14 protein-coding genes are annotated in these 13,250 nt (G+C 70.1%); 5 read left to right on the plus strand and 9 right to left on the minus strand.

The features are described 5' to 3' along the window. Positions 1-17: 17 nt before the first annotated feature. On the plus strand, positions 18-431 hold the full coding sequence (locus ACQHIV_RS20655; protein WP_427896356.1) for a hypothetical protein: 414 nt from the start codon (positions 18-20) through the stop codon (positions 429-431). On the opposite strand, the gene ACQHIV_RS20660 is transcribed toward ACQHIV_RS20655, so the two are convergent. The 3 genes from ACQHIV_RS20660 to ACQHIV_RS20670 are packed head-to-tail and all read right to left on the minus strand — an operon-like array spanning position 421 to position 3,590. Next, a complete protein-coding gene (locus tag ACQHIV_RS20660) occupies positions 421-1,128 on the minus strand; it encodes a PIG-L deacetylase family protein (RefSeq protein ID WP_427896358.1) in 708 nt (235 codons plus the stop codon). The two genes, ACQHIV_RS20655 and ACQHIV_RS20660, sit on opposite strands and share 11 nt — an antisense overlap. Positions 1,129-1,137: 9 nt before the next feature. Further along, a complete protein-coding gene (locus tag ACQHIV_RS20665) occupies positions 1,138-2,439 on the minus strand; it encodes a D-arabinono-1,4-lactone oxidase (protein WP_427896360.1) in 1,302 nt (433 codons plus the stop codon). Beyond that, entirely contained in the window at positions 2,436-3,590 is a 1,155-nt protein-coding gene (locus ACQHIV_RS20670; protein WP_427896362.1) for an amino acid deaminase/aldolase, read from the minus strand. The genes ACQHIV_RS20665 and ACQHIV_RS20670 overlap by 4 nt, the downstream gene beginning before the upstream one ends. Positions 3,591-3,718: 128 nt before the next feature. On the opposite strand from ACQHIV_RS20670, the gene ACQHIV_RS20675 reads away from it, so the two are divergent. After that, the gene (locus ACQHIV_RS20675) at positions 3,719-4,696 is read left to right on the plus strand and encodes an alpha/beta fold hydrolase (protein ID WP_427896363.1); all 978 of its coding nucleotides are present in this window, start codon (positions 3,719-3,721) and stop codon (positions 4,694-4,696) included. Here ACQHIV_RS20675 and ACQHIV_RS20680 read toward each other — a convergent pair. The 3 genes from ACQHIV_RS20680 to dapC form a co-directional block, all read right to left on the minus strand. Continuing rightward, positions 4,686-5,330 (minus strand): hypothetical protein, encoded by a 645-nt coding sequence (locus tag ACQHIV_RS20680; RefSeq protein WP_427896364.1) that lies wholly within the window; start codon positions 5,328-5,330, stop codon positions 4,686-4,688. The two genes, ACQHIV_RS20675 and ACQHIV_RS20680, sit on opposite strands and share 11 nt — an antisense overlap. Positions 5,331-5,458: 128 nt before the next feature. Beyond that, on the minus strand, positions 5,459-6,748 hold the full coding sequence (locus ACQHIV_RS20685; RefSeq protein ID WP_427896367.1) for a M15 family metallopeptidase: 1,290 nt from the start codon (positions 6,746-6,748) through the stop codon (positions 5,459-5,461). Positions 6,749-6,830: 82 nt separating this feature from the next. Continuing rightward, positions 6,831-7,931, minus strand: coding sequence for a succinyldiaminopimelate transaminase (gene dapC, locus ACQHIV_RS20690; protein ID WP_427896534.1), 1,101 nt, complete (start codon positions 7,929-7,931; stop codon positions 6,831-6,833). A gap of 45 nt (positions 7,932-7,976) precedes the next feature. Between dapC and ACQHIV_RS20695 the strand changes: the two genes are divergently transcribed. Then, positions 7,977-9,041: an FAD-dependent oxidoreductase gene (locus ACQHIV_RS20695; protein ID WP_427896369.1), complete on the plus strand. Its 1,065-nt coding sequence runs from the start codon at positions 7,977-7,979 to the stop codon at positions 9,039-9,041. Here ACQHIV_RS20695 and ACQHIV_RS20700 read toward each other — a convergent pair. The 3 genes from ACQHIV_RS20700 to ACQHIV_RS20710 all read right to left on the minus strand — a co-directional run bounded on the left by ACQHIV_RS20700 (position 9,032) and on the right by ACQHIV_RS20710 (position 10,740). Then, the gene (locus tag ACQHIV_RS20700; RefSeq protein WP_427896371.1) at positions 9,032-9,370 is read right to left on the minus strand and encodes a GroES family chaperonin; all 339 of its coding nucleotides are present in this window, start codon (positions 9,368-9,370) and stop codon (positions 9,032-9,034) included. The genes ACQHIV_RS20695 and ACQHIV_RS20700 overlap by 10 nt on opposite strands. Then, positions 9,367-9,630 (minus strand): DUF3618 domain-containing protein, encoded by a 264-nt coding sequence (locus ACQHIV_RS20705; RefSeq protein ID WP_380191319.1) that lies wholly within the window; start codon positions 9,628-9,630, stop codon positions 9,367-9,369. Before ACQHIV_RS20705 ends, ACQHIV_RS20700 begins: the two co-directional genes overlap by 4 nt. Positions 9,631-9,696: 66 nt before the next feature. Next, positions 9,697-10,740 carry a glucose 1-dehydrogenase gene (locus ACQHIV_RS20710; protein WP_427896373.1) on the minus strand — a complete coding sequence of 348 codons (1,044 nt, stop codon included), beginning with the start codon at positions 10,738-10,740 and terminating at the stop codon, positions 9,697-9,699. 61 nt (positions 10,741-10,801) lie between these two features. Between ACQHIV_RS20710 and bcp the strand changes: the two genes are divergently transcribed. Then, positions 10,802-11,269 (plus strand): thioredoxin-dependent thiol peroxidase, encoded by a 468-nt coding sequence (bcp, locus tag ACQHIV_RS20715; RefSeq protein WP_380191323.1) that lies wholly within the window; start codon positions 10,802-10,804, stop codon positions 11,267-11,269. A 302-nt stretch (positions 11,270-11,571) separates the two neighbouring features. After that, on the plus strand, positions 11,572-13,203 hold the full coding sequence (locus ACQHIV_RS20720) for a substrate-binding domain-containing protein (RefSeq protein WP_427884619.1): 1,632 nt from the start codon (positions 11,572-11,574) through the stop codon (positions 13,201-13,203). Positions 13,204-13,250 lie beyond the last annotated feature (47 nt).

Genomic DNA, 13,250 nt, shown 5'->3' on the forward strand with positions numbered 1-13,250 from the left:
CGACGGATGATCGGGACATGGCCCGATACGAAGTGGTGGCGCGTGCGAAGCCTGATCGGCGACTCTCCAACGCCGACTACGTCAACCTGGCCCTGCACTCCTGGTCGCTGGACAAGGGGATGCGGTTCCAGCGGATCGAGGACCTGCCGGACGGCTCGATCGCGATCGTCCTGCAGCAGAAGCTGTCGCCGCGCAAGCACGACGCGGCCTGCGCGATGGCGAACCGCAGCCTCGCCCAGCTCGGCATCCCGGCCGGCCAGGTCCAGCGGATCGACCTGGTCCGGATGACCCGCAAGGGCGGCCGGGAGCTGGTCCGCTCCTGGGCCGGCCCGAACAACCCACCCGGCCCGGGCACCGCCGGCGACCGCGAGCCGCGCCGGCCGAAGCCGACGCCGCCGCACCTGCAGGAGCACCGGCCGCTCACAGACTGAAGACCTCGAACCGCGCCGCGTACTTCGTGCCGAGCAGCGTGCCGGCCGGACGCGCGGCGCCTTCGAGGAACTCCTCCGGATCGAAGGTCTGGTCGAGCCCGTCGATGTAAGCCCGGTGCGCCTCGAGCGACCGCAGCCCGAGGTCGAACGTCGCGGTCGTGTCCACCCCGTGCCGCGCGTCGGGCGAGCCGGCCGCCCAGACCTGCCGTACGCCGCCCCACTTCTCGCCGGCGTCCGGGAAGATCCACCGGTTCGCGGCGTCCCGGGCCGCGTCCAGCGTCGCCCGGCCGGTGGTGATGTGGTCGGCCTGGTTCAGCACCGCGTCGCCGTCCCAGGTGTCGCGGAAGTTGTTCGTGATGACGATCTCCGGCTGGTGCCGGCGGATCGCCGCGGTGATCACGCGGCGGAGCGCGACGCCGTACTCGAGGGTGCCGTCCGGCTGTCCGAGGAACTCGACCGCGGACACCCCGACGATCCGGGACGACTCGAGCTGCTCGGCCTCCCGGAGCGGGCCGCACTCGGCCGGGTCGACGCCGTCGATGCCGGCCTCGCCCGAGGTGAGCAGGCTGTACACGACCTGCTTGCCCTGCTGGGTCCAGCGCGCGATCGCCGCCGCGAACCCCCACTCCAGGTCGTCCGGGTGCGCGACGACCGCGAGCGCCTGCTGCCAATCCTCGACCACCGGTGCGAGCTCCATGCCCGCAGGTTAAGCGCCGAAGACCTGCCTCGTGTAGGCGTTCTCGAAGACCCGGTTCGGGTCGAGGCGGTCGCGGACGGCGAGGAAGTCGTCGAAGTGCGGGTACCGGGCGCGCAGGTCGTCGGCGGTGAGCGTGTGCAGCTTGCCCCAGTGCGGGCGGCCGCCGTAGTCGGCGACGATGTTCTCGAAGGCCTTGAAGTACGGGTCGTGCGGCAGCCGGTGGTACTGGTGGATGGCGATGTACGCCGTCGCCCGGCCGGACGCGGTGGACAGCCAGATGTCGTCCGGCGCCGCCACCCGGACCTCGATCGGGAACGGGATCCGCTCGCCGGACGCGTCGATCCAGTCCCGCAGACGGCGCAGCACCTCGACCACGTGCTCCCGCGGTACGGCGTACTCCGACTCGCGGAACACCACGTTCCGCTCGGAACAGAACACCTTGTACGACGCGTCGACGTACTCCCGGGCGGACAGGGCGCGGGACGCGAGCTGGTTGATCCGCGGCACCGTCGCGGGCCGCCGTACCGCGAGCCGGTTGGTCAGCTCGAAGACCTTGTTGGACAGCAGTTCGTCGTCGACCCAGCCGCGGACCCGGCCGACCGGCGCCGCCGCGACGTCCGCGCCGACCCGGTTGTTCCGCTTGGTGAGCGCGATCTCCGTGTGCGGGAACCAGTAGAACTCGAAGTGATCGTTGCCGTCGGCAAATTCGTCGAACCCGTCGAGTACGTCGGCCAGCGGCAGCGGCATCTCCTGGGCGCGGAGCAGGAACGCGGGCACGCACTGCAGGGTCAGCGCGCTGATCACGCCGAGCGCGCCGACCGAGATCCGGGCCGCCGCGAACACGTCCGGGTGCTCCTCGGCCGAGCAGTGCAGGACCGAGCCGTCCGCGGTGACCAGGTCGAGCCCCACGATCTGGGTGGCCAGGCCGCCGAGCCGCGCGCCGGTTCCGTGGGTGCCGGTGGAGACCGCGCCGGAGATGGTCTGCTTGTCGATGTCGCCGAGGTTTGCCATCGCCAGGTCGAACGCGGCCAGGCCGGCGTTGAGCTTGCGCAGACCGGTACCGGCGCCGACCGTGACGCGGCCGGAGGACTGATCCGCGTGCAGGATCGAGGACAGGCCGTCCAGCTGGATCATCACCTGCTCCGGCACCGAACACCCGGTGAACGAGTGCCCGGAGCCGATCGCCTTCAGCTTCTTGCCCTGTTCGGCCGCGGTCTTCACGGCCGCCGCGAGCTCGTCGACCGATCCGGGGCGCAGGGTCTCGATGCCGGTCGCCGACTCGGTGCCGGACCAGTTCCGCCAGGTGCTCATCCGAAGTTCTTCCCCTCGCCCCGGTAGGTCTTCAGCTCTTGGACGTCCTCGCCCTCGACGGCATGCACGACGTCGAACCGCTCCAGCATCTCGCCTGCCTTCGCGTAGCGCATCCACACCCGGTCGCCGATCCGCAGCCGGTCGGCCTCCGCGCCCTGCACGGGGGTCTGCACCTCGCCGGCTCCCTCGGTGCCGAGCAGCTTCAATCCGGCCGGCGCGGCGGGCGACGGCAGCCGGGACTTCTTGGCGGGGCCGGAGGCGACATACCCGCCGCCGAAGAGGGTGGCGATCCGCGGCGCGGGCCGGCGGACGACGTCCAGCGCGTACGCCATCGCGTGCTCGGGCTGGAAGACGTCGTACTTGTCGAACAGGGTCGGGCCGTACAGGCCGGAGCCGGCGGTGACCTCGGTGACGACCGGGTCGGCGCTGCTGATCTCCAGGCTGCCGGTACCGCCGCTGTTCACGATCCGCAGCGGCGCGACCTGCTTGACCGCGTCGACGACCGCGCCGCGCCGGTCGGCGAGTTCGGCGGCCGAGCGGCGCTTCACCCAGCGGACGGCCGGTGAGGTGTCCGGCAGCCCGGCGATCTGCGCCTCGTAGAACATCACGCCGGTCAGCTCGAACCGGTCGTCGGCGGCGACGGTCCGGGCCAGCGTCGCGACCTCGGCCGGGGTCCGCAGCGGCGACCGGCGGACGCCGAGGTGCTGGCCGAAGATCCGCAGCGAGGCGTCGACGTCCAGGCAGACCTGGAGCCGGGCGGTGCCGGTCGCGGTCGCCCGGAGATAGCCAAGGTGCTCGGGCGAGTCGATCATCAGCGTGATCCGGGCCGCCGACTCGGGGTCCTCGGAGAGCTCGCGGAGCGCCGTCCGGTGCGTGGTCGGGTATCCGAGCAGGATGTCATCGACGCCGTTCCGGGCCAGCCAGAGCGCCTCAGGCAGCGCGTAGCTCATCACACCGTGGAACCCGGGCCGCTCCAGCGCGGCGGCGATCAGCGGACGGCAGCGGACCGACTTCGAGGCGATCCGGATCGGCGTCCCGGCGGCCCGGCGGACCAGGTCGTCGGCGTTCCGGCCGAACGCGGCCAGGTCGATCACGGCGTACGGCGCGTCGAGCCGCGCGGTCAGGCGGGCATACCGGTCGAAGTCACCCATAACCGGAGTGTAGGTCACGAAATACTGAAAGGTAATACATCTTTGATCACTGACCAGGGATTCTCACGGGCGCGACCCGTGGCGGTCCCGGGCGAGGGTGAGTACGAACCCACTCGGAAAGGTCTCTGATGAACATCAGCCGTCGCACCCTCCTCAAGACCACCGGCGCTGCCGCCGTGGTGACCCCGCTGCTCGGCAGCGCCGCGCCCGTCCACCCGTTCGGGCCGGTCCGGCAGCTCGACGCCGGCGTCCTGAACGTCGGCTACGTCGAACTCGGCCCGTCGACCGGCACCCCGGTCCTCCTGCTGCACGGCTTCCCGTACGACATCCACAGCTTCGAAGAGGTCGCCCCGCTGCTCGCCCGCCGCGGCTACCGCGTCGTCGTCCCGTACCTCCGCGGCCACGGCAGTACGACGTTCCGCTCGGCCTCGACGCCCCGGAACGTGGACCAGGCCGCGTTCGCGCTCGACATCCTCGCGCTGATGGACGCCCTGCACATCCGGCGCGCCGTACTCGCCGGCTTCGACTGGGGCTCGCGGACCGCGGACATCATCGCGGCGCTGTGGCCGGAGCGGGTGCAGGCACTGGTATCGGTCACCGGGTACCTGATCACCAACCTGGAGTTCAACAAGCAGCCGCTGCCGCCCGCGTCCGAGAACGCCTGGTGGTACCAGTACTACTTCGCCACCGAGCGCGGCGTTCAGGGGCTGCACGAGTACAAACGCGAGCTCGGCGAATTCATCTGGAAGTTCAACTCGCCGACCTGGAAGTACGACGCGGCGACGTACGCCCGGACCGCGGCGGCGTTCGGCAACCCGGACTACGAGGCGATCGTGATCGGGAACTACCGGTGGCGGCAGAGCCTGATCCCGGCCGAACCGGAGTACGCCGAGCTCGAGTCCGTGCTGCAGAAGACGCCGAAGATCGCGGTGCCGACGATCACGATCGACGGGAAGTACGACCCGTTCACGCCGGCCGGGAACGGGTCGTCGTACCGGGACCACTTCGTCGGGCGGTACGAGCACCGGACGTTCGACGTCGGGCACAACGTGCCGCAGGAGGCGCCAGGGGAGTTCGCCCGGGCGGTGATGGACGCTAGTCGATGACGGCTTCCAAAGCGGCTGCTGCCGTGTGGGCCCAGTCGGACTGCTGGGTTGCGGTTGCTGAGGTGGTTGCCAGGAGGGCTACTGTCGCGCCCTTCAGGACGGACACGTCGACATAGGACTCCGCTGCAGCGTACGACCGTACTGCGGTCGCGGCTGTGGTGGTGGCCCAGAGCTGCTGGACGGAGAGGTCGCCGCCTTGGCCGCACGCTTGCATGCGGGTTTGGTAGCCCCTGTAGTAGGCGCCCGCACTGGTTGCATCTTTGAAGCGGAGGATCAGGGCTGTGGCCGGGAGGGCGTTGTTAGTGCGGTAACTGCCGGTCAGGGCATAGGCGGGGACCGGTAGGGAGCCGTTGACCGGTTGGCCGGAGCAGCCGGATGGTAGGGCTTCGTACGAGGCCTGGTGTGGGTCACGGCGGCGGGTCCAGGTGTTGTTGCCGATAAAGCCGGCCTCTGCGCCGCCCGGGTCGGCGTAGGTCTTCCAACCGGTGCCCAGCTTGTCCGGTGCTGGGAGGTTGTCGGCGGTGAGCGGGCCGGCGTTGGGCGGCGGCGGAGCTGTCGCCTGTTCCGGGAGCTGTGGCGGGACGGCTGCGTCCGTTGGCTCGTCGGTGGGCAGCGTGTTGGTCGGGACAGGCACCGTGCCGCTGACCGTACTCGGGATCGCCTGTGACGGAGTCGCCTGTGACGGAGTCGGCTGCACAGCAACGGGTTTGGAGCTGCAACCCGTCAGCACGAGCGTGAGCGCACCCGCGGCTACCAGGGCCTTCATTTCGGCTCGAAGTGCTGGTAGTCGGGCTTGGCCCAGCCGGCGCCCCAGAAGTAGCCCTGGCCGATCAGCGCCTTCGTTGCCACGCTGTTCGCGAACAGCATGCCCGGCCGCACCACCGCCCGGTTGCGGTACGCGAGCCCGTTCGACGGGTACCAGACGCCGTTCGCGGCCAGGTACGGGTTCTCGACGGTGTTGATGTCGATCGCCCAGCCGTACGAGTGCGGCGACAGCGAGTACGGATCACCCGTGACCCGGCGGCAGTTGAACGCCGACGTGTTGTCGGCCGCCATCGACCGGACGTCGTTGCCGCCGTACACGTCCACCCGGCGCATCTGCCGGATCGGGAACTTCGCCGCGAACGTCGACGTCCAGACCGTGATCATCTTCGCGACCGCGGCGTCCCGGAGGATCAGCTCGCCGCGGTGCACGCGGCCGTCGAAGCCCCAGTAGTTCAGCTGCAGCAGACGCAGCGACGACGGCGTCACGGGGCAGCCGGCCCGGTACGTGTTCGGCACCATCGCCGCGGAGACGGCGTACACCTTGGGGTTGAGGGCCGCCTTGACCACGATCTTCGCGAGCGGGGAGTACTCCATCGCGGCCTGGGTGACGCCGCGGGTGACGACGCGGACGGTGCGGGTGGACGGCAGGTCGTCCGGGACCCGGAGCCGGAAGTTGCCCTTGGCATCCATTGTCGCGATGTTCAGGAGTTGCCACTTGCCGCTGCCGAGGTACTGCTGGAGCGCGAGTTCCTTGCCCGGTTCGGCCGGGACGAGCTTCCCGGTCACCGAGACACCGGTGAGGGTCGCGTACCAGGCCGCCGGGGTGTTGAGGACGATCTTGCGGTCCTGGATCGGGACGGTCCGGTAGTCGGAGATCGCGAGCGCCGTCTCGGCCTTGACGCCGATCATCGTCCGGAACGCCCAGGAGCCGGTGGCGGCGGAGACGTAGCTGAACCGGTAGGCACCGCCGGTCGTCGTGCGGGTCGAGCCGCGGAGCACCCAGGCGCCGGGGACGCGCTGCCAGAGCGTGACGTACGAGCCCGTGATCGGCTTGCTGATCTTGCCGGTGAAGACGGTCGGCTTGTCCTCCCAGGACGCGGCCGGCTGGTCCAGCGTGATCGACCATTCCGGCGTCGGCGTCGGCGTGACGGCCGCGGGGGTTGGCGTTGGAGACGGTGTTGCTGTTGGCGTTGGCGTTGGCGTTGCGGTTGGCGTTGGTGTTGGTGTCGGCGTTGGTGTGACACCGGCCAGCAGTACCGCCACGACCCCGAGCAGATGCAAACGCATGCGCCCTCCCCTCCCTTGACATCACCTACCCCTGTTAGAGGCGGTCACACCAGGAAGACGTCACACGGAACCGCGAAGTTTTCTATTCCGAGAGCCGTTTCACCGCCGCGTCGACCCGCTCGTCGGTCCCGGTGAGCGCCACCCGCACGTGCCGCTCCCCCGCAGCCCCGTAGAACGCGCCCGGCGCGACCAGGATCCCCTTGTCCGCGAGCGCCCCGACCGACCCGTACGCGTCGTACGACGGATGCGACGCCCACAGGTACAACCCGCCGTTCGACAGCGTGATCTCCCAGCCCGCCTCGGTCAGGGCGTCCCGCAGTACCGCACGGCGACGCAGGTACCGGGCGCGCTGCTCCTCCACGTGCGCGTCGTCCGCGAACGCCGCCGCCATCGCGGCCTGGATCGGGGACGGCACCATCAGCCCGGCGTGCTTCCGGACGGCGAGCAGCTCGGCCACGACCGTCGGGTCACCGGCGACGAAGCCGCCGCGGTACCCGGCCAGGTTGGACCGCTTCGAGAGCGAGTGCACCGCCAGCAGGTTGTCGTGGCTGCCGCCGGACACGTCCGGATGCAGCACGGACACCGGCTTCTCGTCCCAGCCGAACTCGGTGTAGCACTCGTCGCTGACCAGCAGGACGTCGTTCGCCCGCGCCCACTCGACCGCGCGCCGCAGGTCCGCCGCCGGGGTGATCTCACCGGACGGGTTGCGCGGCGAGTTCAGGTACGCGACCCGCACCGGCCCGTCGTACGCCGCCGGGTCCGCGACCGGCACGCTGGTCGCCCGGGCGAGCGCGGCACCGGCCTCGTACGTCGGGTAGGCCAGGTCCGGGATCAGGACCGTGTCGCCGGCGCCGATGCCGAGCAGCGTCGGCAGCATCATGATCAGCTCCTTGGTGCCGATCACGGGCAGCACGCCGCTCGTCGGGTCGACCCCGGTGACGCCGAGCCGCCGCTCCATCCAGTCCACCGCGGCCTGCCGCGCCGCCGGCGTACCGATCGTCGTCGGGTACGACGGGGCGTCCGCCGCGTCGGCCAGCGCCTGCTTCACCAGGTCCGGCACCGGGTCCACCGGGCTGCCCACGGACAGGTCCACGATCCCGTCCGGATGCGCGGCCGCCTTCTGCTGGTAGGGGGCGAGCTTGTCCCACGGGAAGTCGGGCAGGCGGCTGGAGGTCTCGAAGATCACCGGCTCAGTCTAGGCTTACCCCTCTGGGCCAAGGGGGGTCGGATGACGTACGACGTAGCCGTGGTGGGCGCCGGAGCGATGGGATCCGCTGCCGCCTGGGCGCTGGCCGCCGAGGGCCGCGAGGTCGTCGTACTGGAGCAGTTCACCCTGGGGCACGAGCGGGGCGGGTCCCACGGCGCGACCAGGTTGTACCGGGCCGCCGTTGACGACGCCGAGATTGCTGAGCTGACAGAACGCGCCAGGCCGTTGTGGCGGCAGCTGGAAGCGGAGTCCGGCGAGACCCTGCTCGAGGAAACAGGTGGGATCGACCACGGCGTCGGTGAAGACATGGTGGAGGTCTTCCGGTCGTTGCATGGGGCAACCGGGACGGTGCTGTCGGCGGCGGAAGCGGCAGAACGGTGGCCTGGGTTCCGTTTTGAGACGCCTGTGCTCTTCCAGCCCGGTTCTGGGCGCTTGTACGCCGAGAGGGCAGTTCACGCGCTACAGGTCGTGGCCGGTCGCACGGGCGTCGAGTTCCGCGTGCAGTCGCCAGTACGGGCGCTACGGACCCGTGACGGTCTGGTCGAGCTCGACGTACCAGGTGGTGCTGTGCGGGCGCGGCACGTGGTGGTGACGGCCGGACCCTGGACCCCCAAGCTGGTGCAAGGGCTGGTGTCGTTGCCGCCGTTCACGGTCACACAGGAACAGCCACGCTTCTTCGCGCCACGGTCGGCCGGGTTGGAGTGGCCGAGCTTCGTACACCACGGGCCGACCAGCTACGGCCTCTACGAGCCAGGGTCCGGCGTGAAGGTCGGGCTGCACGCAACAGGCCCTGTGGTGGATCCCGACACCCGTGACTTCCAGCCGGAGCCTGTGCGGGACGAACAGCTGCTCCGGTACGTCGAAGAGTGGTACCCAGGGCTCGACGCGACCCGTTCCACGCCGATCAGTTGCCTGTACGACAACACGCCCACGGCGGACTTCGTGATCGACCGCGCCGGGCCGGTCACGGTGGCCGCCGGGTTCTCCGGCCAGGGCTTCAAGTTCGTGCCGCTGGTCGGGCAGTTCGTCCGTGACCTGGTGACCGGTGGCCGCGAGACCCCGGCCCGGTTCGGCTTTCAGAGATAGAGGCCGGTCTGGCCGTCCTCGAGGCGGCCGGCCGCGACCGCGTGCAGGTCGCGCTCGCGCAGCAGCACGTAGTCGTCGCCGCGGACCTCCACCTCGGCCCGGTCCTCCGGGTCGAACAGCACCCGGTCGCCGACCTCCACGGTGCGCACGTTGGCGCCGACCGCGACCACCTTCGCCCAGGCGAGGCGGCGGCCCATCTGGGCGGTGGCGGGGATCAGGATGCCCGCCGACGACTTGCGCTCGCCCTCCTGCTCGAGGGAGACCAGGACCCGGTCGTGCAGCATCCGGATCGGCAGCTTGTCGTCGGAGAGCCGCTTGCGAGGAGTCACCGGCGGCCCACCAGCCGGCGGATCACCAGCAGGACGCCGACCACGCCGACGACCGCACCGGCGACCGCGACGATCTTCTGGGTGCGCAGCTGCCCGTCCTCGTCGAAGACCTGCGACTTGGCCTGCTCGACCTGACGCTCGAGCACGGCCTTCGGGTTCGCCCGGTCGACCAGCTCGTCCACGGTGGAGGCCAGGCGCTCCCGGGTGGCGGCGATGTCCGCCTCGATCTGCTCGGCGGTCCGAGCCTTCGTGTCCGACACGTGTCGGCTCCCTTCCGTCGGCGGGGCATGCCCCGATCTGCCCCTGGTCACACCCATCCTCGCAGGTCAGCTCCGCAAGTCCACGACCACCTTGATGTCTGTCGCTTCCCGGACGAGCGCTTTCGGCCATTCGGACAGCGGTACGGTCCGGGTGACCAGCCGCTCCAGCCAGGACCTGTCGGCTCTGGTCAGCACGTCCACAGCGTCCGCGTAGTGCCTCTTGCCGGCGTTGACCGTGCCTACGAGGGCGGCGTTCCGCACGACCAGCTGCCGTACGAGCGCGTCCAGCTGTACGTCGACAGTCGCGGGGCCAGGGTGGATCCCAGCGAGGCACATGACGCCTGCAGGTGGCAGGAGCGCTGCACAGTCGTACACGAGCTGCCCGACACCCGTTGCCTCGATCACCACATCCGGTACGACGTCCAGCTGCTGCAGATCCGTCAGGTACGTCGCGCCGAGCTCTCGTACCAGCTCCGGCTTGGGCCCGTCGTCGACCCGATCCAGCACGTGTACGTCGTACCCGCGCTGCCGTGCGATCAAAGCGGCCAGTAGGCCGATCGGCCCGGCGCCCGTGACCAGCACGTGCTGCGGTGCGTACCAAGAGCGCTGCCCTACCCGATCCACCTGCTCCCACGCCTTCGTGAGGATGCTGGCCGGCTCCACGAGTACGCCGAGGTTCCCGAGCGCGGCAGGCACCGGTACGGCGAAGTACGGGTCGACCCGCCAGCGCTCGGCGCCGTACCCGTCCATGTCCTTGATACCCCGCTCGGTGTACTTCCCGTTGCGGCAGAAATCCCACTCGCCCCGCGCGCACGCGGGGCAGGGCTCCGGGTCAGGCCGGCGTACCACTCCCGCCACCAGGTCCCCGGTGGCGAAGCCCGAGCCCGCGGGCGCTTCCAGCACCCGTCCGAGCGACTCGTGCCCGATGACGAGCCGGTCCGTCCCGGGCCGGCCGCTGCCGAACGCCCCGGTCACCAGCTCGAGGTCGGTCCCGCAGATGCCTGTCAGCAGGCCTTCCACCAGGATCGACCCGTCGACCACCGGCGGCTCCGGTACGTCGCCCACTGCCGCCGAGTCGCTCTTGCCCGGCGTGACTGTCATGGCCCGCATCGCCTCAGGCTAACCGCACGTACCATGGCGGCAGTCGATCCGTACCCGTGGGAGGGACCTCATGTCCGAACGTCTGTCCGTCGGCGACACCGCACCCGACTTCACGCTGCCCGATGCCGACGGCAACGACGTGGCGCTCGCGGACCTGCGCGGCAAGAACGTGATCGTCTACTTCTACCCGGCCGCAATGACCCCGGGCTGCACCAAGCAGGCCTGCGACTTCCGCGACTCGCTCGACTCCCTGCAGGCCGCCGGGTACGCGGTGCTCGGCATCTCCCCCGACAAGCCGGCCAAGCTGGCGAAGTTCCGCGAGCGCGACGCGGTGACGTTCCCGCTGCTCAGCGACCCGGACAAGGAGGTGCTGACGGCGTACGGCGCGTTCGGCGAGAAGACCATGTACGGGAAGAAGGTGACCGGGGTGATCCGGTCCACGTTCGTCGTCGACCCGGACGGGAAGATCGCGGTCGCGCAGTACAACGTGAAGGCCACCGGGCACGTCGCCAAACTCCGCCGCGACCTGGGGTTGTAGGAAACTTTCGACCGTTTCACGGCCGTGGTCCATGGAACGGTCGTTTGAGCAAACTGCCACTGTGATTTGGATCACAGACGGATCTCAGCGGACCGCAGCAGAGTCGGCACACAGGGTGAGTTTTACAGCGTTCCTGTGAAAGAGCCGTACTCCGGAGACGGTTCCGGTTCGGCGACGGGTGTGTCACGACAGTTCCCGCCGCCACCGTGACGTGCGGAAATTCGGTAATCTGCGCGCGCAGTCAGCCTCTGGCAGCATCTGGGAGGGAGGGACGTGCCGCGATGGGAAAACACTCCTCTGCGGTGACGGGACGTAACAGCAACCGCCGTACGGTGTACCTCACCGCGGTCGGGCTGCTCGTGTTGTCACTCGGTGCGGTCTTCGTGGTCCGGTCCTTCGGTGCCGGCTCCGGGACCGACGGCCTGCTCGGCGGCGGGAAGGCCTGTTCCGACCCGACCCAGATCCGGCTGTCCACCACGCCGGAGATGCAGGGCCCGCTCGAGGCCGCTGCCAAGTCGCTGTCCTCGAAGGGCGGCAAGGACGGCAACGCCTGCTACCAGGTCACGATCACCGCGGTGCCGTCGTCGACGGTCGCCCGGGACGTCGCGCACGGCAGCGACAGCCGGCCGGACCTCTGGGTGCCGGACTCCTCGCTGTGGGTCTCGCAGGCCGACGACGGGCAGAGCGTCCCGAGCATCGCGATCCCCTCGATCGCCGCCTCACCGCTGGTGCTGGTCGGCCGGGACGCGAACTTCGCCGACACCTCCAGCTGGCTGCGGCTGCTCGGCGCCACCGAACCGGCGCTGCTCGATCCGCTGAACACTTCGCCGGGCGCGCTCACGCTGCTCGCGGTGCAGTCCGAGCGGCAGAAGACTTCGGCGTCGGACACCCAGGTGTCGCAGGTCGTCGTACCGCTGGCACAGAAGCTCGGCTCGATGGCCAAGCCGTACACGGACGTGAACGCGCTGTTCGGCCGGGCGGACCAGGACGGCAGCAAGACCGTCGTACCGGCGTCCGAGCAGAGCTTCGTGAAGTACCAGGAGGCGCACCCGGACGCCCAGCTGAAGGCGATCCTGCCTGCCACGGGCACGCTGACGCTGGACTACCCGATCGTCGTCACCGCGAAGTCCGACAGCCAGCAGGCGGGCGACGCCGCGCAGGCGCTGGCCACCGAACTGCTGACCGACTCGGCTGCGCAGGCCCGCGACCAGGCCGGCTTCCGCGACACCACGCTCAGCCCGCTGAGCGGCGGCCGCGGCGTCGGCGACGTCACCCAGCTGACCAAGCCGACCAGCTCCGCGATCGAGACCACGCTGCAGAACTGGACCCGGCTGTCGCTGTCCACGCACTCGCTGGCCGTCATCGACGTCTCCGGCTCGATGGCCGAGAAGGTCGGCAACAAGACCCGCTGGCAGCTCACCGTCGAGGCGGCGTCGAGCGGCCTGAACCTGTTCCCGGACAGCGCCGAGCTCGGCCTCTGGACGTTCTCGACCAAGATCGGCTCGGACAACGCCGACTACAAGCCGCTGGTGCCGATCGCGCCGCTGACCAAGGCCCAGCGCGCGACCATCGTCAGCCAGCTGACCAGCCAGAAGCCGATCATCGGCGGCGGCACCGGCCTGTTCGACACCGCGATCGCGGCCGTCCGCCAGGTCCGCCAGACGTACAAGTCGAGCGCCGTCAACACGATCCTGCTGTTCACCGACGGCAAGAACGACGACCCCGGCAGCCCGACCCTGGCCCAGGCCGTCCAGACCCTCCAGGGCCTCCAGGACCCGTCCCGTCCCGTCCGCATCATCGCCCTCGGTATGGGCCCCGAAGCGAACGCGAACGAGCTCACCGCCCTCGCCCAGGCCACCGGCGGCCAGGCGTACGTCGCGAAGAACCCCAGCGACCTGAAGAGCGTCTTCATCGACGCCCTCCAGAGCCGCTGACCCGGCAGCCTCCCCTAGGATGTACGTCCAGGGGAGGCGCCACGCCT

This window comes from Kribbella polygonati, from assembly GCF_050320105.1.
Lineage (GTDB): Bacteria > Actinomycetota > Actinomycetes > Propionibacteriales > Kribbellaceae > Kribbella.

What these genes read in the sequence shown, in the direction of transcription:
- ACQHIV_RS20655 (WP_427896356.1), top strand. Translation starts at nt 18, where the DNA reads ATGGCCCGATACGAAGTGGTGGCGCGTGCGAAGCCTGATCGGCGACTC.
- ACQHIV_RS20660 (WP_427896358.1), bottom strand. Translation starts at nt 1,128, where the DNA reads ATGGAGCTCGCACCGGTGGTCGAGGATTGGCAGCAGGCGCTCGCGGTC.
- ACQHIV_RS20665 (WP_427896360.1), bottom strand. Translation starts at nt 2,439, where the DNA reads ATGAGCACCTGGCGGAACTGGTCCGGCACCGAGTCGGCGACCGGCATC.
- ACQHIV_RS20670 (WP_427896362.1), bottom strand. Translation starts at nt 3,590, where the DNA reads ATGGGTGACTTCGACCGGTATGCCCGCCTGACCGCGCGGCTCGACGCG.
- ACQHIV_RS20675 (WP_427896363.1), top strand. Translation starts at nt 3,719, where the DNA reads ATGAACATCAGCCGTCGCACCCTCCTCAAGACCACCGGCGCTGCCGCC.
- ACQHIV_RS20685 (WP_427896367.1), bottom strand. Translation starts at nt 6,748, where the DNA reads ATGCGTTTGCATCTGCTCGGGGTCGTGGCGGTACTGCTGGCCGGTGTC.
- ACQHIV_RS20695 (WP_427896369.1), top strand. Translation starts at nt 7,977, where the DNA reads ATGACGTACGACGTAGCCGTGGTGGGCGCCGGAGCGATGGGATCCGCT.
- ACQHIV_RS20710 (WP_427896373.1), bottom strand. Translation starts at nt 10,740, where the DNA reads ATGCGGGCCATGACAGTCACGCCGGGCAAGAGCGACTCGGCGGCAGTG.
- bcp (WP_380191323.1), top strand. Translation starts at nt 10,802, where the DNA reads ATGTCCGAACGTCTGTCCGTCGGCGACACCGCACCCGACTTCACGCTG.